Origin of the sequence: Streptacidiphilus jeojiense (assembly GCF_000719095.1) — a bacterium.
Classification (GTDB): Bacteria; Actinomycetota; Actinomycetes; order Streptomycetales; family Streptomycetaceae; genus Streptacidiphilus; species Streptacidiphilus jeojiensis.
This window is the reverse complement of sequence record NZ_JOEH01000013.1, coordinates 178967-197913: the sequence shown is the minus strand read 5'-3', so window position 1 is coordinate 197913 and position 18947 is coordinate 178967. Positions and strand designations below refer to the sequence as shown.

The following is an 18947-nucleotide window of genomic DNA, read 5'->3' as shown; positions in this document are numbered from 1 at the left end:
GGGTATCAACATTTGGCGTTGACTTTTGGCACGCTGTTGAGTTCTCAAGGTACGGACGCTTCCTTCGAGCGGCTTTCACACCAGCCCTCCGGGCGCTTCGTTTCTTTCGTGTTTCGAGCTTAGCAGACCATTTCAGTGGTCCGTTCCGGTTCGAATTCCGGCTGCCTGTCGCAGGCAAGGCCGGACCCCGTCCGCAATGTTATTGCGATGAGAGGTTCGGATGATCTCGCCAACGCGCCGCAACCTCGTCGGTCGCGGCGGCAGATCTCCAACGTACAGCGGCGCGCAGGGCGGAGCAAATCCGTGTGCGGACACGGGTGGAGCAGGGGCATCACCCGTATGACGTAGAGTTCCCTCGCGTCCGAGTGGTCTAGTCCACTTGACGGGTCGTGGCCTGGGCCGCGCCGTGGGTCGCAACAGCCGCGCAGTCGGCGGCGATCGCACCCCCACCGACGGGTGCAGTCAAGGGCAGACCGGCAGAGTGTCCTAAGTTGTGGTGATTTAGGCTGACTCCTGCTGGTGCCGGCCACTTCCACTAGATGTTGATGCAGTGATGGAGGCTTGAAGCATGACGACGGTGACGTCCCCTCTCGCCGGGCAGGCCATCGGCCTGGCCGCTGTGCCCGACCCCGTGTTCGCCGGTGCGATGGTCGGGCCGGGTACGGCGATCGACCCTGTCCGTGAGGCCGGGGATGCTGTCGCACCGGTCGACGGGACGATCGTGTCCATGCATCCGCACGCCTTCGTCGTCATCGACGAGCACGGGCACGGAGTCCTCACCCACCTGGGGATCGACACCGTTCAGCTCAACGGCGAGGGCTTCGAACTCCTCGTCAACAAGGGTGACACCGTGAAGCGCGGGCAGCCGGTGATCCGTTGGGATCCGTCGGCGGTCGAAGCCGCGGGCAAGTCCCCGATCTGCCCGATCGTGGCGCTCGAAGCGGTCGCCGACCAGTTGGGTGATGTCCAGGAGTCCGGCGAGGTGGCCCCCGGGGACAACCTCTTCACCTGGCAGTAGCGAGCAGGGCCCAGCAGGGCCGAGCAGGCAGAGACGATGGCAATGAGCGCGGCCTGCGACGGCCGCACCCCAAGGGGAGACCGGTGAGATGACAGAGACGCTGCGCGGCGTGGGCGTGAGCCACGGGGTCGCGATCGGACAGGTTCGGCACATGGGCACGGCGGTGCTGGAGCCCCCGGCGCAGCAGACGCCGACCGAGGAGGCGCCGCGCGAGCAGGCGCGGGCGCGGCAGGCGGTCGAAGCCGTCGCCGCCGACCTGCAGGCCCGCGGCAATCTGGCCGGCGGCGAGGCGCAGGCCGTGCTGGAGGCGCAGGCGCTGATGGCGCTGGACCCGGAGCTGATGGCCGACGTCGAGCGGCGCGTGGCCGTGGGCAGCACCGCCGAGCGCGCCGTCTACGACGCCTTCGCCGCCTACCGGGCGCTGCTGGCGAACGCCGGCGAGTACCTGGCCGGGCGGGTCGCCGACCTGGACGATGTGCGGAACCGGATCGTGGCGCGGCTGATGGGCGTCCCGATGCCGGGGGTGCCGGACAGCGACGAGCCCTATGTGCTGTTCGCGCGGGACCTGGCGCCGGCCGACACCGCGCTGCTGGACCCCACCCTGGTGCTCGGCTTCGTCACCGAGGAGGGCGGGCCGACCAGCCACAGTGCGATCCTCGCCCGGGCGCTGGGCGTTCCCGCCGTGGTCGCCATGGCCGGTGCCACCGACATGGCCGAGGGCGTGGTGGTCGCCGTGGACGGCAGCACCGGGGAGGTGCTGGTCGAGCCGTCCGAGGAGCAGCAGGCCGAGCTGCGGCGGATCGCCGCCGAGCGCAAGGCGGCGCTGTCGGCGTCCACCGGTCCCGGGCAGACCTCGGACGGGCACAAGGTGCCGCTGCTCGCCAACATCGGAGGCCCGGCCGACGTCCCTGCGGCGGTCGAGATGGGCGCCGAGGGGATCGGGCTGTTCCGCACCGAGTTCCTCTTCCTGGACGACTCCAAGCAGGCTCCGACCGAGGAAGCGCAGGTCCAGGCCTATCGCAAGGTGCTGGAGGCCTTCCCCGAGGGGCGGGTGGTGGTGCGGGTGCTGGACGCCGGCGCCGACAAGCCGTTGGACTTCCTGACCCCGGGCGACGAGCCGAACCCGGCCCTGGGCGTCCGCGGGCTGCGCAGCCTGCTGGAGCACCCCGAGGTGCTGCAGTCCCAACTGCGGGCGCTGGCCAGGGCCGCCGCCGGACTGCCGGTGTACCTGGAGGTCATGGCGCCGATGGTGGCCGACCGTACCGATGCCAGGGCTTTCGCGGACGCCTGTCGGGAGGCCGGGCTGTCGGCCAAGTTCGGGGCGATGGTGGAGATCCCGTCCGCCGCGCTGCGGGCCCGCTCGATCCTCAAGGAGGTCGAGTTCCTCTCGTTGGGCACCAACGACCTGGCCCAGTACACCTTCGCCGCCGACCGCCAGGTCGGCGCGGTGGCGCGGCTGCAGGATCCGTGGCAGCCGGCGCTGCTCGACCTGATCGCCCTCTCCGCCGAGGCGGCCGGGGCGACCGGCAAGAGCTGCGGGGTCTGCGGCGAGGCCGCCGCCGATCCGGTGCTGGCCTGCGTGCTGACCGGGCTGGGGGTGACCAGCCTGTCGATGGGCGCGGCGTCGATCCCCTACGTCCGGGCCACGCTGGCCAAGTACACGCTGGCGCAGTGTCAGCGGGCCGCGGCGGCGGCGCGTGCCACCGACACGGCGGACGAGGCGCGGGCGGCCGCGAACCAGGTGCTGTCCGGGGAGTAGCCCGAAGAGCAGGTGGAAGTGCAGGTCGAAGGGGTCACCCGCCCGTGCCGCGGCGGGTGGCCCCTTCGGTCCTGGCGAGTTCCAGGAACGGGGTGAGCGCCTCGGGGTTGTCGAGCGAGCCGGGGTTGACGGCCTGGGTGAGCGGGGTGCCCGAGAGGATCCGCTTCACCGGCACCTCCAGCCGCTTGCCGGTGAGGGTGTGCGGCAGCGCGGGGACGGCGATGATCTCGTCGGGGACGTGCCGCGGCGAGAGCTGTTCCCGCAGGGCGGTGCGGACCGCCGTGCGGAGGTCGTCGTCCAGGGCGGCTCCCTCCGCGAGAACCACGAACAGCGGCATCCAGTAGCCGCCGTCGGGCTGTTCCAGGCCGATGACCAGCGACTCGCGGATCTGCGGGATGCGCTCGACCACCTCGTAGATGTCCGCGGAGCCCATCCTGACGCCCTGTCGGTTGAGTGTGGAGTCGGAGCGGCCGTGGATGACGACGGTGCCGCGCTCGGTGACCGTGATCCAGTCGCCGTGCCGCCAGACGCCCGGGTAGACGTCGAAGTAGCTGTCGTGGAAGCGGGTCCCGTCCGGGTCGTTCCAGAAGTAGAGCGGCATCGAGGGGATCGGCTTGGTGCAGACGAGCTCGCCGACCTCACCGTGCAGCGGCTTGCCGTGGACGTCCCAGGACTCGACCGCGGCGCCCAGGCTGGGGGCCTGGATCTCGCCGAGGTACACCGGCAGGGTGGGCACGCCGCCGACGAAGCAGCTGCACAGGTCGGTGCCGCCGCTGACGCTGGCCAGCCAGATGTCGGGGCTGATCTCCTGGTAGATCCAGCGGAAGCCGTCCGGCGGGAGCGGGGATCCGGTGGTGCCGATGGCGCGCAGCCGGGAGAGGTCGAGGTCGCGGCCCGGATGGACGCCGCCCTTGGCGCAGGCGGTGATGTAGGCAGCGGAGGTCCCGAAGACGGTCGCCCCGGAGCGTTCGGCGACCCGCCACTGGGCGTCGACGGCGGGGTAGCCGGGACTGCCGTCGTAGCTGACGACGGTGGCGCCGACGAGCAGGCCCGCCAGCAGGAAGTTCCACATCATCCAGCCGGTGGAGGTGTACCAGAAGAAGCGGTCGTCGGGACCGAGGTCCGTGTGCAGACCGGCCTGCTTCAGGTGCTCGACCACGATGCCGCCGTGGCCCTGGACGATGGCCTTGGGCAGTCCGGTGGTGCCGGAGGAGTAGAGCACCCAGAGCGGGTGGTCGAACGGGACCTGCTCAAAGACCGGTTCGTCCGCCTCGCCGGCCGGGTCATCGCCGCCGCCGCCGATCAGCTCGTCCCAGGTCAGGGCCGATTCGGGGGCGGGAGTGCCGAGCAGCGGGATGTGCACGACATGGCGCAGCGAGGGCAGTTCGCGGCGCAGCTCGGCGACGATTCCGGTGCGGTCGTGGGCCTTGCCGCCGTAGCGGTAGCCGTCGACGGCGAAGAGCAGGACGGGTTCGAGCTGGCTGAAGCGGTCCAGCACACTGCGGGCGCCGAAGTCGGGGGCGCAGGAGGTCCAGACGGCGCCGACGGCGGCGGTGGCCAGCAGGGCGACGGCGGCCTGCGGGACGTTGGGGACGTAGCCGCCGACGCGGTCGCCGGGGCGCAGGCCGAGGGCGCGCAGCCGGGCGGCCAACGAGCCCACCTGGCGGCGGAGCTCGGCCCAGGTGAGGGTGGTCGGCTCGGCGCCGGTCTCGTCCAGGTGCAGGATCGCGGGGCGGTCGGCGTGTGCCGGGTCCTCACCGAAGCGCAGGGCGTGTTCGGCGTAGTTGAGGCGGGCGCCGGGGAACCAGACGGCGCCGGGCATGGCGGGGTCGGCCAGGGCGCTGCTCGCCGGGGTGGAGAAGCGGACGTCGAACCATTCGGCGACGGCGGTCCAGAAGCGGTCCAGGTCCTCGGTCGACCAGCGGTGCAGCGCGGCGTAGTCGCCGGGCGGAGCGCCGTGGTGCTCGGTGGCCCAGCGCTGGAAGCGGGCGATGTTGGAGGCGGCGGCGCGCTCGGGGTCGGGTGTCCAGAGCGGGGTCGGCTGCTGCTCTGCGCTGGTCATGCGGATGCCTCCGGCGATCGGCCTCGTTGCCGGGACCGAATCTGCCATGGCGGGGGCGGTCAGGCCAAGAGACTCATGGGGCTGTCGCGTATGTCACGGACGCCGCTGATGCGATGGACGCCGTTGACGCCGGCGATGCCACGGACGCGGCGGGTGCCAGGTCCGTCCTGCGGCAGGCGGTCGACGGCGCGCGGTCCGTGGCTGCGGAGCAGCACCGGGGTGTCCAGGGTGTCGGCGACGACCTCGGCCCAACTGTGCGGGTCGGGCCCGGGGGTGTGGGTCCGTCCGGGGCGGGCGCGCAGCAGACGGGTGGTGAGCGCGGCCTGGCGGCGGAGGTCGCCGGGCGGTCCGGTCGGCAGGTCGTGGATCTCGTCGCCGTCCAGGTCGTAGGTCTCGCAGATGGAGAGGTACGGGTGGCGGGCCGGGGCGTCCAGATGGGTGAGTGCCAGGGCCTGCACCGCGCCGAAGGCGGAGCGGGCGCAGACGGCGAGGGCGTAGCGGTGCGCTACGGCGTCGAAGTCCCCGCGGCGGAACGCCCCCTGCCAGCGGCCGTGACCGTTGTGGGGTTCCGGGAGGGCGCGGCCGAGGGCCGGGTTCTCGGTGACCAGCGGGCCGGGGCCGTGCCGGACGGTGTAGGTCCGCAGCACGCCCAGGCGCAGGGCCGATCCCGGCGCGGCGCCGGCCTCCGCGAGCAGGGTTCCGGCGTTGCCGAAGGTGGTGGTGGACCAGGTGGTGTAGGGGTGGAAGCCGTGCCATTCGTCCAGCAGGACGCCCTGGGCTCCTTCGAGGACCACCGGGCCGCGGCGCAGGGCTGCCGCCAGATGGTTCTCGTCGGCGAGGGCGACCTGCTCGGCGAAGGCCCGGAAGGCGGTGGCGCAGTCCTCCGGGGGCGGACCGAGGGGTGCGCCGAGGCCGAGTTCGTCGGTGAGGCGCTCGCGCAGCCTGGTGAGCACGGTGAGGAGTCGGGCGGGTGCGGCGCAGTCGCCGGCGGTGGGCGCGGACCGCGGGTGGGCCAGGGCGTAGCGGGCGGTCTCCCCCACGCCGAGGCCGCAGGAGCCGTGCCGGGCGGTGCCGCGGGCGGCCTCCCGGTGCCGGTTGGCCGCGGCGTGATAGGGGGTGGTGAGCAGGGCCCGGCGGTCCACGGTGAGCCGGGCGAAAGCGTCGCGGACGCCCAGGGTGCGCAGATGGGCGGCCTCGGCGGCCAGGGCCAGCGGGTCGACCAGCATGAAGCGGGACAGGTGGGTGCGCACGCCGGGCACGAAGGTGCCGGAGCCGAACTGGGCGAAGGTGTGCTGCCGGCCGTCCCTGGTGACCACGTTGTGGCCGGCCTGGGCCCCGCCGTTGAAGCGGACCACGGTGTCGACGCCGTCGCTGCGGCAGAGCCGGTCGACCACCGCGCCCTTGCCGGCGTCGCCGTAGCCGAGGTCGACCACGACGGTGTGCCGGGGCCGGTCGCCGGTCACAGCCGGTCCGTTCCGCCGGCCGCGCCCCGGTCCAGGGGCGACGCGTGGAACCGGGAGGTGTCCCGGACCGCCAGGCCGGTCCGGCGGCGGGCGACCGCGGCCAGGGCCTTGCCGACGGTCTCCAGGGAGGTCGAGCCGATGTCGGCCAGGTCCTCCAGCCCCTCCTGGAGGTCGATGGCCTCCTCGCCGAGGCCGACGGTGAGGGCGATGGTCTCGCAGACCGCGTCCAGGTCGTCGAGTTCGATGACGTTCTGGCCGAGCAGCCTGCGCCAGGTGGCGAGGACCTTGCGATTGCCGGAGTAGGCGGTGCCGGCCGGGAGGAGGTAGTAGACGTCGTAGCGCTGCTGGAGTTCCGGGAGCAGGGCGGTGAGCGGGATGTCGCCCTGGATGCGTTCGCCGAGGACGGCGCGCACCTCGCGGGCCTTCACCTTGCCGTACGGCAGTTCGTCGCCGATGAGGAAGAGGTAGCCGCGGCGCCCGCGCTTCTCGTGGCAGTCCAGCGAGGTGTGCCGGGCCATGGCGTACATGGCGAGTTCGTAGGACTCCGTCATCTGACCGCCTCCGCCGCCCTCCAGGAAGATGTTGCCGAGGTGGTCGTCCATCCGGTTGTCGGACTCGAACTGGCCGAGTTGCAGCGGGACCCGGTCGCAGGTGGCGTCGCCCACCGCGCCGAAGAGGATCTGCGGGTGCTGGGTGTAGCCCTTGCGCAGCAGCAGGCCGAAGAGTTCGGGCAGCTTGGTCTGCAGCACCCGGGGCACGGACTGCATGGATCCGGTGACGTCGAACAGCACGGCGATGGCCAGGGATTCGGGGTGCTCGGCCGAGTCCCGGCTCTCACGGACGGTGAGGCCCCTGGGGTCGAGCGAGCGGTGGGCCTTCCAGCCGCTGCGGTGGCCGGCCCGGGCCCGGCTGCTGTAGTCGAAGGGGTCCGCGCCGGTGGCGGCGCGGTACTCGGCGGCGGCGTCGTAGACGTTGGTGGACCAGCGTCCGCTTCCCATGGGATCTCCTTCTGCGGGACGGGACGGAGCAGGAGGGGTGGCGCGCTGTCAGAGGTCCGGTGCCGTACGGGCGGTGGGGCCGGATGGCTACGTGGGGGTCACGGGGGTCAGCGGACGGACTCCTCGCGGTCGGGTCGCAGCAGTGCGGGGTGCAGCAGCCGGGCGTCGCCGGTGCGGTAGAGCCGGGCCCGGGGCCCGCCCTTGCTGCCCGCTTTGGTCGCGGTGGCGCCGGTGCTCTCGACGAAGCCGGGGACGGAGAGCACCTTGCGGTGGAAGTTGCCGGCGTGCAGCTTCTCCCCCCAGATCTCCTCGTAGACCGAGCGCAGTTCGGAGATGGTGAACTCGGGGCCGAGGAAGGCGGTGGCCAGCGGGGTGTACTCGAGTTTGGAACGGGCCCGGTCCAGCGCCTCGGCGAGGATCACCGCATGGTCGAAGGCGAGTGGGTGCCCGGCGGGACCGCTCCGGCTGCTGGGCCCTCCCCTGTGGGGTCCGGCAGCCGGAGCGGTCCCGCCGAGCGGCACCCAGGCGGCCGCGGCCGCATCGGTGCCCGCCTGCGGATCGGGCAGGTCGGGAGCGAAGGCGAGGTAGGCCACGGAGATCACGTGCATCCGCGGATCGCGGGCGGGGGCGCCGTAGGAGCCGAGCTGTTCCAGGTGGACCCGTCGCAGCGCGGCGGTGTCCACCCCGGTCTCCTCGGCGAGCTCGCGGGCCGCGGCCTGGTCGAGGTCCTCCTTCCCGGCTCGGACGAAGCCGCCGGGCAGCGCCCAGCAGCCCTGGAACGGCGGGCCCGCGCGGCGGACCAGCAGTACGTGCAGCCGGTCCTGACGCAGCGTCAGAGCGACCACGTCCACGGTCACCGCGACCGGGGTGAAGGCCCGGGGGTCGTAGGCCGCCAGCCAGTCCTGCTCGGACTGGGACTGGTCGGCCTGCGACGGCTGGTCCTGGGTCGGCATCGGGCGCTCCGCTCGGGTCGCTCTCGGTACAGGTTGTTCTCACTCCGAGTCGTTCTCACTCGGAGTCCTTCTCGTAATGAGAACAACATAGCGCCGAAGCGGTTCGGAGGCCACCCCCTAGCGGGCCAGCGCGTCCACCACCACCATCAGTTCCTCCGTCAACTGCGGTCCCACGGCTGCGTGTTCGTTCATCAGCCGGTACCACATGGCACCGAAGGCCAGGTCCACCAGGGTGTCCACCGGCACCGCCCAGGTGTCGCCGCAGCGCTCCAGCGCCTGGCGCAGCAGATCGCGGCGGCCGGAGATGTAGCCGCGCCGGTCCGCCGCCAGCCCGGGGTCGCTCACGGCGTCGGCGGTGATGCCCAGCAGGACGTTGGCGACCGGCACCTCGGCGGCCAGCTCGAAGGTCTGGTCCAGGAAGCGCCGCAGGTCCGCGCGCGGGTCCCCGGAGGGCTCGGGCAGCACATGGGCCGCGCCGATCTCGCCGAGCGCCTCCAGCAGCACCGCCCCCCTGGTCGGCCACCAGCGGTAGACGGTCTGCCGGCCGACACCTGCGGCCTCGGCGATGCCCTTGATGGTGACGGCGGTGTAGCCGTCGCGGACGGCCAGGCCCACGGCCGCGTCCAGGATCGCCCGGTGGGCGCTCTCGCTGCGGGGGCGCCCCTGGGGAGCGGGGGTGGTCTTGTTCATGGCCCGACTTTACAAGGCACCGTGTCTCGATACATAATCGAGGCACAGTGACTCGAAAGTGGGTCACCGGGAGGGATAGAGGAAGCGGACGCCATGTCTGAACGTGTTGTGATCGTCGGCGGTACCTCCGGGATCGGCCTGGCCACCGCCGAACTGCTGCGGGACCGGGGCAACCGGGTCGTCGTCGCCGGACGGAGCGCCGACCGCCTGGAGGCGGCGCTGAAGGTGCTCGGCGACGGGGTCGAGGGGCGGACCCTGGACGCCTCCGACGAGGGACAGCTGGCCGAGTTCTTCGCCGAGGTGGGGCCGTTCGACCACCTGGTGGTGACCGTCTCGCCCAGGGGCGGGATCACCCCGTTGCTGGAGCTGACCGCAGCAGAGCTGCGGAGGCACAGCGAGGGGAAACTCATTCCGCAGCTGCTGACGGTCAAGGCCGCGTTGGAGACGCTGCGGGCCGACGGCTCGGTCACCCTGCTCGGTGCCGCGAGCTCCCAGATGAGCGCCCCCGGGTTGACCGTGCTGGGTTCGTCGAACGCGGCTCTGGAGACGGCCGCCAGGATTCTCGCGGTCGAACTCGCGCCGCGCCGGGTCAACGCCCTCTCGCCGGGCGTGATCGACACCCCGTGGTGGGACTGGCTGCCCGAGGAGAACCGGGGCGCTGTGGTGAACGGGGCCTGCACGAACACACCGTTGGGGCGGCCCGGGCGGCCGGAGGAGGTGGCGCATGCCATCGCCTTCCTGGTGGAGAACGCGTACACCACGGGGATTGTGCTGCCGGTTGACGGCGGTGGGCGGCTGGCTTCCTGACCCAGGCGCCGCGTTGGAGCTGCGGCGGTGGAGGCAGGACGGGGGTGACTGGCAGACTCTCGTCCATGCCTCCACTGCCGCGCCCCACCATCACCGCAGTACCCGCCGCCGGGGGACGGCCGCAGGGCCGCCACGTCGCCGCGATCGACCAGGGGACCACCTCGAGCCGCTGCATCGTCTTCGACGCGGACGGTGCGATCGTCGCCGTCGAGCAGCAGGAGCACCGGCAGATCTTCCCCCAGCCCGGCTGGGTCGAGCACGACGCCGGCGAGATCTGGACCCGGGTGCGGTCGGTGGTCACCCAGGCGATGCGCCGGGCCGGGATCGGCCCGGCGGAGCTGAGCGCGATCGGGATCACCAACCAGCGGGAGACCACCCTGCTGTGGGACCGCCGCACCGGGGAGCCGGTGCACAACGCCATCGTCTGGCAGGACACCAGGACCGAGGCGCTCTGCCGGGAGCTGGGCCGCAACGTCGGCAAAGACCGCTTCCGCCGCGAGACCGGGCTGCCGCTGGCCAGCTACTTCGCCGGGCCCAAGATCCGTTGGCTGCTGGACAACGTGGACGGGCTGCGCGGGCGCGCCGAGGCCGGCGAGCTGATGTTCGGCACCATGGACAGCTGGCTGATCTGGAACCTCACCGGCGGCGTGGACGGCGGCGTGCACGTCACCGACGTCACCAACGCCTCGCGCACCATGCTGATGAACCTGCACACCCTGGAGTGGGACGAGCGGCTGCTGGAGTCCTTCGCCGTCCCGGCCTCGCTGCTGCCGGAGATCCGCTCCTCCGCCGAGGTCTACGGGTACGCGGTGGGCGAACTGGCGGGCGTGCCGGTGGCCTCGGCCCTGGGCGACCAGCAGGCCGCGCTGTTCGGGCAGACCTGCTTCGACGAGGGCGAGGCCAAGAGCACCTACGGCACCGGCACCTTCCTGCTGCTCAACACCGGTGAGAAGGCCGTGAACTCGTACCACGGACTGCTGACCACGGTCGGCTACCGGATCGGCGACCGGAAGCCGGTCTACGCGCTTGAGGGCTCCATCGCGGTCACCGGTTCGCTGGTGCAGTGGCTGCGCGACCAGCTGGGGCTGATCTCCACGGCCGCCGAGATCGAGGAGCTGGCCTCGACCGTGCAGGACAACGGCGGCGCCTACATCGTGCCGGCGTTCTCCGGACTGTTCGCGCCCTACTGGCGCTCCGACGCGCGGGGCGTGATCACCGGGCTGACCGGCTATGTGAACAAGGGTCATCTGGCCCGCGCGGTGCTGGAGGCCACCGCCTGGCAGACCCGCGAGGTCGTCGACGCCATGGCCAAGGACTCCGGGGTGACCCTCAGCTCGCTCAAGGTGGACGGCGGGATGACCGCCAACGACCTGCTGATGCAGATCATCTCGGACGTCCTGGACGCGCCGGTGGAGCGGCCGCTGGTGGCCGAGACCACCGCGCTGGGCGCGGCCTACGCGGCCGGGCTGGCCGTCGGCTTCTGGCCGGACCTGGACGCGCTGCGGGCCAACTGGCACCGCGGCGCGGAGTGGACGCCGCGGATGGGCGCGCAGGAGCGGGCCCGGGAGCAGCGCAACTGGCTGAAGGCGGTGGAGCGCACCAAGGGGTGGATCGACGAGGACTCGGTCCCGGGCGGGGCATGAGCCCCTCCCTGCTGGGCAGGACTCCTGGTGGTGGTCGGTGTCGGTGGTCGGTGTTCTGCGTCGGGTGAGGCCGGGGGGCTGGAGTGGCTGGTCGGGTGTCGGACAGGTCCCGCAAGGCGCGGGCGCGGCTGCTGGTCGCCGCCGGGATGACCCTGAACGCCCTGCTCTTCACGATCTTCGGCTCGATCGCGCATGCCGACTTCACTCCGCTGGCGCTCGGGGTCACCGCCGTGGGCATCTTCGCGACGACCTGGTTCCTGCTGGACGCCGGCATCGCGCTGCAGGCCGACGTGCAGCGGCGCAGGGCGGCGCGGCGGCAGCTCTGACCAGCGCTGTCCCGTGAGTTGACGGACGCTCAGACGGTGGCCTCCACCGGCCTGCGGAACATCCGGGTGGCGGTGACCGCGCCGTGGATGTCGGCCTCCTCCGGGTCGATCTCGGGCAGGCCGGGGCGCAGGTGCTCCTCCACCGAGATGTACTTCAGCCCGGCCCGCAGGTCGGCGTCGTTGCGCAGCCGGATGATCAGCGGGAACTCCGCCAGCGCATTGGCATCCAGCAGGCCGGTGGTGTAGATCAGCTGCACCCCGAGGGCCGAGGCCACGGCGCGCTGGAGCTCGATCAGATAGGTGGCGTTGGCCCGGCCGATCGGGTTGTCCAGGAACAGGGTTCCGGCGTGGGCCAGCCGGGCCTGGCCGCGGTCGTTGGCGCGCAGCGCCGCCATGGTGCAGTAGAGCGCGATGGCCGCGGTGAGCAGCTGGCCGCCGGAGAACACGTCCGACATCTGGCTGACCGAGACCCGCTCGGCGCGCAGCACCGCGTCCGGCTTGAGGATCTCCACGGCGATGCCCTTGGGCTCGACGGCCGCGTGGACGCCGCGCAGCAGCAGCGACATCCCGTCCCTGCGGCCCCAGTCACTGGTGCCGCTGGCCGCGCCGGTGCGGCGGACGGCGGCGCGGGTGGCCTCGTCGATGACCTCGCCGAGGCGCTCGGTCAGCACGGCGTGGTCCGGGTCCTCGAAGCGGATCCGGAGGAACTCCTGGCCGGACCACTCCCCCAGACCCTCGGGCAGCCGGGACAGCCGCTGGGCGGCGCGCAGGGTGGCCAGCGAGGTCTCGACCAGGCCGCGCAGCCGGTCGACGATGCTGTCGCGGTTGCGCTCCAGCTGCTCCAACTCGTCGCTGAGGACCCGCAGCCGGGGGGCGAAGGCGACCGCCCAGGCGGCGGCGTGCTCCGGCAGGGCGGCGGCCGGGAGTTCGCGGATCTGCTGCCGGGCCGGGGTGCGGACGGCCTCGTAGCGGGTGGAGTTGGCGTGCCGGACCAGGGCGTCGGAGGCGTCGCGGACGGCCAGGTCGGACGCGGCCAGGTCGGCCACGGCGGCGCGCAGCGAGCGGCGGCTGTCGGCGGCGGACTGGCGGGCCTCGGCCAGGGGGCCGGGGAACGGCGGCGGCGCCTCGTCCTCGCCCTCGGGGGTGGCCGCGGCCGGTTCCCGCAGGCCGTCCCGGAGTTGGGCGGCGGACTCGTCGAACTCGGCGGAGGCGTGCTGGGTGGCCTCCAGCGAGCGCTGCAGCTCGTTGTGGGCCGAACGGGCGGCGCTGAGCAGGTCGGTGCGCCCGGCCAGCTCGGCGGTGGCGGCACGGAGCAGCGTCTGGGCGTGCCCGGTGTCGGTGGGGACCAGCTCGTCGGGCAGCTCGGTGTGGGCGTCCCCGGTGACCGGGGCGCTGCGCTCGGCCTCGCCGCGCAGCCGGCCCAGCTGCTCGCTGGCGGCGGAAGCGCGGCCCTCGATGGTCTGGACGAGGTCCTCGGCGCGGGCGGCGGCGGCCTGCCGGCCCGGCGCGTCCGCGCCGTCGGGGGTGGTGAGCAGTTCCTCGGCGCGGGAGCGGACCTTGTTGGTCAGGCGGTCCAGCTCGGTGCGGGCGGCGGACTCATCGCTCTCGGCCCGGGCCTGCTCGGCGCGCAGATCAGCGCCGACGCCGACCTGGTCGTAGAGCTGCGAGGCGGCGCGGTGGGCCTCGCGCAGCGCGGGGAGGGAGGCGGCGGAACCGTCGGCCGACCCGCCGGTCGACTCGGGATCAGCTGACTCGGAGTCAGCCCCGGTGTCCTCGGCGGTGGGCAGTTCGGCGCGTTCGGCGCGCAGGGCGCGGACGGTACGGCGGGCGTCGTCGGCGGCGCGCTGGGCGGCGCGGCGGTCCTCGTCGGCGGCCTGGGCCCGCTCGGTGCAGAGCTGCTGGCGCTGCTCGGCCTGGGCGGTCTCGTCGATCAGTTCGCGCAGCCGGCCGGTCCAGCCGGTGCGCTCGCGCAGCCGGAAGGCGAGTCCGGCCAGGGCGTCGGCGCGACGGCGGGCCTGCTGGGCGGCCTCGCCGCGTTCGTCGCGCAGTCGGGAGGCCTGCTGCTGGTCGGCGTCGGCGTCCTGGTGCTCGGCGCGGGCCGAGGCCAGCTCGGCGCCGGCCAGGTCCAGTACGCTGCGGGCCGCCTCTGCGGTGCCGGCCAGTGCGTCCAGGTGGCCGTCGGGGCAGCGGGTGCGCCAGGAGGCGAGCCGGCCACTGAGCAGACGGTCCGCACCGAGCCGGGCGGCCAGCGCGCGGATCTGCTCGTCCCTGGCGGTGGCCCGGTCACGGAGCTGGTTGCGCTCCTCGTCGGCGGCGTTCTCGTCGTGCATGGCCGGGTTCGGCGGGACCAGGAACACCCCGGAGGATGCGGCTGTGCCGGTGCCGTCGAGGACCGGGGCGAGCAGGGCGGCCGCGGTGCCGACGGCGACGGCGGAGCGGGGCAGCAGGGCAGCCGCGGACAGCGCCTCCCGGGCCCGTTCCAGCGCGGCCGGGTCGGTGACGATGACGCCGTCGACCAGCTGCGGGCGGGCGTCGAGGATGCGGTCGTGGTCGGCCGGGTCCACCGACTGGGCCAGGTAGCGCCAGCCGGGGAGGGCGGGGACGCCGTGCTCACCCAGGTACTCGACGGTGGCCAGCACGTCCGGACCGGGCGGGAGCAGCCCGCCGTCGCCGAGCGCGGCCAGCACCCGGGAGTCGGCGGCGGCGGCCGTCCTGAGCTCGAACAGGGTGCGCTCGGCGGCGGTGACCGAGTCGTCCAGCAGCTCGCGCAGGCTGTCGGCGGAGCGGTCCAGCGCCTCCGGCGACAGCTCGCCGACCTGGACCCCGAGCAGCTCGGTGGACCGGGGGTGCGCGGCGAGCTCGGCGGCGGCGTCCTGCTCGGCGGCCAGCGCGGTCTCGGCGGCGGCCAGCGCGTCGCTGGCGCGGGCGGCGGCCAGTTCCGCCCTGGCCCCCCGGGCCGCGGCTTCGCGGGCCCGGGCGGCGGCCTGGTCGGCGACGGTACGGGCCTGCTCCCAGGCGGCGGTGGCCTGCTGCTCGGCGTCGGATGCCTCCAGGGCGGCCCGAGCCGGGTCCACTGCCTCGGCGTCCGGGGCGGCGTTGGTGGAGTCGATCCAGCCTGAACGGACTGCCGCCTGGGTCTCCTGCTCGACCTCGGCCAAGCGTTGGCGCAGGTGCTCGCTCTCGCTGCGGCCCTTCTGCGCGGCGGTGGCGGCGGCGGTGGCGTCGCGACGGGCGGTCTCGCCCTCGGCCTGCAGCGCACCGGCGCGCTGCTCCTCGCTGTCCGCCTGGGCCTCGGCCGCCGCGGCGGCCGTCTCCAGCGCGCCGACCAGGGCCCGGGCCGCGCGGGTGCGGGCGGCCAGGGCGGGGGCGGCGTCGCGTTCGGCCTCGCGGATCGCGGCCGACATCCGGGCCGAGCGGTCCGCGGCGGCGCGGTGACGCAGCACCAGTTCCGTTGCCTGCCAGGCGGAGTGCAGGGTCCTGGCGTCCAGCAGCTCCTTGCGCAGGCCCGCCGCGGTACCGGTGGCGGCGGCCAGGGCGAGGCTGGCATGACGGTGGGTCAGTTCAGCGGTGATCAGCGACTGCCGGGTGCGGCCGTCCTCGGCGTCGGCGACGGCGGCGGCCGCCTCGGCGACCTGCTCGGCCAGCTCACGGACCTGGTCCCGCTCCGCGGCGGCGCGGGCGGCCAGGGTGCGGGCCAGCCGGCGGGTGCGGCGCTCGGCGGAACGGTGCGTCTCACGGACCGACTCGCGGGCGGTGGCCGCCTCGGCGATCCGGCGCAGCAGGTCCAGCGAGCCCGCGGTGAAGTCGCGTTCGGCGGTCAGCTCGGCGCGGCGGCCGAGCTTGTTGGCGAAGCCGTGCACCAGGTCGGCCAGGCCGTCGGTGTCGCGGGTGTCGGTGACCGCGCGCAGCAGCAGGTCGGTGAAGTCGGCGTCGTTCTTCACCGCGAACAAGCCGGCCGCCTCGCCCTCGTCGGCGTTCATCTCGCGCTGGTAGCGGAAGAGTTCGGGGTCAAGACCGAGGCTGCCCAGATGCTCGATCCAGCGGTCGTGGCCCTCCTCCCAGACCAGGTCCAGGGCGGGCTCGGCCTTGCCCGCCTCGGTCAGGGCGTCGCGGAAGCCCTTCATGGTGCGGCGGCGGCCCTTGGGGCTCACCTTGGGCGCCTCCTGGCCGGGCGCAGGGAGGAAGGTGGTGCGTTCGGCGACCGGCAGGCCGTCCAGGCTGAGGCCGGGGCCGGGGCGGAAGGAGTACCAGGCCTCGGCGAACTTGCGCGGGTCGGTGGAGACCTGGCGGCCGCGCCACTCGCTGACCTTGCCGACCACCACGGTCTCGCCGGTGAGGGTGTGCTGCCACTCCAGCGCGACGTGGCCGCAGTCGTCGGCGAGCAGGAACTTGCGCAGCACGCCGGAGCTGGCGCCGCCCAGGGTGTTGCGGTGGCCCGGCAGCATCACCGAGAAGATCAGCTTCAGCAGCACCGACTTGCCGCCGCCGTTCTCCAGGAAGAGCACCCCGGCCGGGGCCGGGCGGCGCGGCGGGCCGCTCTCCTCCTCGTCGAAGAAGCCGGGCTGGGAGGGGGCCGGCTCGGGCACCGGATCGCCGACACCGCTCAGGTCGAGCACGGTGTCGGCGTACCGCGCACCGGCGGGGCCGATGGAGTACAGGCGGACCCGGTTCAGCTCGTACATGGGTTGTCAGGTCTCCGTGCTGGTGGGTTGTCAGGAAAGGCGCGTCAGGAGGAGTGGAACGGGAGGCCGGCGTCGGCGACCAGTTCCTCGGTGGGGTCGGGCGGCAGCAGGCTGGCGCTGCCGTCGCTGATCGGGACCACGCCCAGGGCGAGCAGTTCGGCCATCGCGGCGCTGCCGGCCAGGTCGCGGACCTGCAGCTGGTAGCGGGCGGTGGTGCGGAAGGTGCCGCCGGAGTCGTCCGAGGTCTTCTGTAGGAAGCCGGTGTCGACCATGAAGGACATCGCCTTGCCGACGATGCCGATGGTGGAGCCGGAGAGCCGGCGGGCGTCCTTGGTGGCGCCGGTGGCGCTGCGCCGCGCGTACACCCGCCAGGCGGCCTCCAGGCCGGGGGCGTCGCTGACCGGGTCGGTGTTGGCGCCCTCGGCCTCGGCCTGCTCCTCCAGCCGGCGGCAGACCTGGCGCACGAAGGTGTCCACGCCGTTGACGGTGATCCGGCCGAGGTAGCCGTCGTCGGCCAGGTCCTCCGGGCGGGGGAAGGCCAGCGCGGCCACGGCCAGGTGCGCCAGACCGTGCAGGAACCGGTCGGTGGACTCGGAGGCGGCGCGGCGCGAGTACTCGCCGAGGCGCACCGCGAACACCGAGTCCTCGGAGGCGGCGACCGCCATCCCGGCCCGGGGCGAGACCTCCAGCACGATCAGTCCCAGACCGGTGGCGACGGCGTCGGCCAGCCGGGCGAAGCCGGGGTCGTCGCGGTAGCGGCGGACCAGCTCGCCGTACTCGGCGTCGCGTGCGGGCAGCAGTTTCGGCTGCAGCCCGAAGGAGACCAGCCGGGAGGCGTCGGCGACGTCGCCGGGGGTGATCGCGGGCGGGGCGCCGGCACCGTCCCCGGTCGTGGGGTGCTCGTCGTAGCTGGTCATGGGCGGGACTCCAGGTGGTGCGGCTTCCGTCCGGCCGGGACGAGGGCCCTGGCCGGGGGGTCGGTCGGTGCGGACGCCTCGGCGCGCTCCGCGGCCATGCCGGCGGCGTCGAGCAGGGCGCTGCCGACGATCAGGTCGGCGCCGCCGAACTCCGGGTCGTCCAGCCGGGCGCCGTCGTCGACGGCGAACAGCAGCCGCTCCTCGCCCTGCCGGTAGGCCGTGCCGACCGAGGGACTGGCCGCGTGCACGGCCAGCAGGGCGACCAGGTACGGGAGTTCGGGGTCGCTGCGGCGGGCCTCGGCGAGCAGGCCGGACAGTCGCCGCGGTGCGTCCGGGGGGAGGTCCAGCAGGACCTGGGCGGCCTCCAGCTGGGCCTCGGAGAAGCGGCTGTCGTCGGGGGTGTCCAGCAGATCGGGCTCGGGCAGCTCGGCGCCCAGGTGCTCGCGCTCGACCGGCGGGGTGAGCAGTACCTCGACCAGGTCGGTGACCCGGACCGAGACCGGGGTGCGCAGCCCTATGGCACTGCTGAAGAAGGCGTCGGTGACCCGCAGGCCGTGCTCCAGCGGCAGCCGCAGCAGCGGGGCCAGCAGCTGCCCGTAGAGGTCCAGGCCGGAGCGGGCGGTGGGGCCGGCGAAGGCCTGGCGGTCCTGCTCGGCGCGGAACAGCGGGCCGGCCTCCAGCAGCCGGGTCTGCAGCTGGGTGTGCCGGCGGATGCAGTCCTTGACGATGTCGACCAGCTCGGCGGCGCGCCGCTTGTGCTCGGGGTCCTCGGACTCGTCGCGGGCGCGGCGGATGTTGGTGAGGATCGCGTTCTCGTGCCGGTAGCGGTCGGCGATGTGCTCCAGCGCCTCGTGGATCAGGTCGGGGACGGTCTCCATCCAGTCCACCGCGCGGACGTTGCGGCGGGTCGCCTCCAGCGCCCGGCGCAGCGTCTCGGCGAACTGGACGGTGCGGTAGCGGGCCTGTTCGGCGGCGAGTTGGGCGTCCGCCAGCCGGCCCCGGTTGATCAGCACCTCCAGCTTGACCTCGGCGGCGATCTGGGCGCTGGTGACGTCCGTGTCCAGCGCGCCGACCAGGACGTTGACGGCCTCGTCGGTGGTGCGCAGGTAGACCCCGCCGTCGGGCCCGGGCACCTCCTCGATCAGCTTGAAGTCGTAGTCACGGCGGACATAGGAGCCGTCGGTGGCGAAGGTGCCGTAGACGGCGCGGAAGCCGCGGTCCACGCTGCCCACGTTGATCAGCGACTCCAGCACCCAGCGGGCGACCCGCTCGTGCTCGGTCCAGGGGCGCTGCGGGGCCTGCGCGGCGACCCGGGGCTGCAGCCGGGCCAGCACCTGGTCCCGGTCGGCACCGGTGTCGAAGTCCATCTGCAGGGTGACCAGGTCGATCGCCGACAGCGCCACCTCGGCCATGCCGTAGACGGCGTACTCGCCGGCCAGGTTGGCCTTGCGGCTGTCCAGGTCGTGCAGCGGCGCGGTGCACGCGAGCGCACGGAGCCGCCGGGCCAGCCCCTCGTCGGCGGCTGGGCCCAGCGAGACGCGGGTGCTGGGGTCGGCGGATGTGGTCACGATCGACAAGATTAGGGGGTGGCACTGACAGGCTCCGAAACGCCACGGAATGCGAGCAATT

At 73.5% G+C, this 18947-nt stretch carries 13 protein-coding genes; 5 read left to right on the top strand and 8 right to left on the bottom strand.

Features of this window, described 5'->3' with window-relative positions:
* Positions 1-568: 568 nt before the first annotated feature.
* Positions 569-1018, top strand: coding sequence for a PTS sugar transporter subunit IIA (locus IF29_RS0119170; RefSeq protein ID WP_030256286.1), 450 nt, complete (start codon positions 569-571; stop codon positions 1016-1018).
* Positions 1019-1106: 88 nt separating this feature from the next.
* Positions 1107-2777 (top strand): phosphoenolpyruvate--protein phosphotransferase, encoded by a 1671-nt coding sequence (ptsP, locus tag IF29_RS0119165; protein WP_030256284.1) that lies wholly within the window; start codon positions 1107-1109, stop codon positions 2775-2777.
* A 34-nt stretch (positions 2778-2811) separates the two neighbouring features.
* Here the strand turns inward: ptsP and IF29_RS0119160 are convergent, their stop codons facing one another.
* From IF29_RS0119160 to IF29_RS0119140, 5 genes are all read right to left on the bottom strand, one after another.
* Complete coding sequence (locus IF29_RS0119160) at positions 2812-4839, bottom strand: acetoacetate--CoA ligase (protein WP_030256281.1); 2028 nt, start codon at positions 4837-4839, stop codon at positions 2812-2814.
* Between the two features lie 59 nt (positions 4840-4898).
* On the bottom strand, positions 4899-6302 hold the full coding sequence (locus tag IF29_RS0119155) for an adenylosuccinate synthetase (protein ID WP_063757536.1): 1404 nt from the start codon (positions 6300-6302) through the stop codon (positions 4899-4901).
* Complete coding sequence (locus IF29_RS0119150) at positions 6299-7300, bottom strand: hypothetical protein (protein ID WP_037595759.1); 1002 nt, start codon at positions 7298-7300, stop codon at positions 6299-6301. The genes IF29_RS0119155 and IF29_RS0119150 overlap by 4 nt, the downstream gene beginning before the upstream one ends.
* A gap of 107 nt (positions 7301-7407) precedes the next feature.
* The gene (locus IF29_RS0119145) at positions 7408-8253 is read right to left on the bottom strand and encodes an NUDIX hydrolase (protein WP_051725505.1); all 846 of its coding nucleotides are present in this window, start codon (positions 8251-8253) and stop codon (positions 7408-7410) included.
* A gap of 117 nt (positions 8254-8370) precedes the next feature.
* Complete coding sequence (locus IF29_RS0119140) at positions 8371-8943, bottom strand: TetR/AcrR family transcriptional regulator (RefSeq protein ID WP_037595757.1); 573 nt, start codon at positions 8941-8943, stop codon at positions 8371-8373.
* A 93-nt stretch (positions 8944-9036) separates the two neighbouring features.
* On the opposite strand from IF29_RS0119140, the gene IF29_RS0119135 reads away from it, so the two are divergent.
* The 3 genes from IF29_RS0119135 to IF29_RS0119125 all read left to right on the top strand — a co-directional run bounded on the left by IF29_RS0119135 (position 9037) and on the right by IF29_RS0119125 (position 11719).
* Positions 9037-9750, top strand: a complete 714-nt coding sequence (locus IF29_RS0119135; protein WP_030256268.1) for an SDR family oxidoreductase — start codon at positions 9037-9039, stop codon at positions 9748-9750.
* Between the two features lie 65 nt (positions 9751-9815).
* Complete coding sequence (glpK, locus tag IF29_RS0119130) at positions 9816-11393, top strand: glycerol kinase GlpK (protein ID WP_051725504.1); 1578 nt, start codon at positions 9816-9818, stop codon at positions 11391-11393.
* 95 nt (positions 11394-11488) lie between these two features.
* Positions 11489-11719, top strand: a complete 231-nt coding sequence (locus IF29_RS0119125; RefSeq protein WP_030256262.1) for a hypothetical protein — start codon at positions 11489-11491, stop codon at positions 11717-11719.
* A gap of 29 nt (positions 11720-11748) precedes the next feature.
* Here the strand turns inward: IF29_RS0119125 and IF29_RS0119120 are convergent, their stop codons facing one another.
* Genes IF29_RS0119120 through IF29_RS0119110 form a run of 3 tightly spaced genes read right to left on the bottom strand, consistent with a single transcriptional unit; the run spans position 11749 to position 18886 of the window.
* Positions 11749-16401, bottom strand: a complete 4653-nt coding sequence (locus tag IF29_RS0119120) for a coiled-coil domain-containing protein (protein WP_030256260.1) — start codon at positions 16399-16401, stop codon at positions 11749-11751.
* A 44-nt stretch (positions 16402-16445) separates the two neighbouring features.
* A complete protein-coding gene (locus IF29_RS0119115) occupies positions 16446-17318 on the bottom strand; it encodes a hypothetical protein (protein ID WP_030256258.1) in 873 nt (290 codons plus the stop codon).
* A complete protein-coding gene (locus tag IF29_RS0119110) occupies positions 17315-18886 on the bottom strand; it encodes a hypothetical protein (RefSeq protein ID WP_232242201.1) in 1572 nt (523 codons plus the stop codon). The genes IF29_RS0119115 and IF29_RS0119110 overlap by 4 nt, the downstream gene beginning before the upstream one ends.
* Positions 18887-18947: the final 61 nt, after the last annotated feature.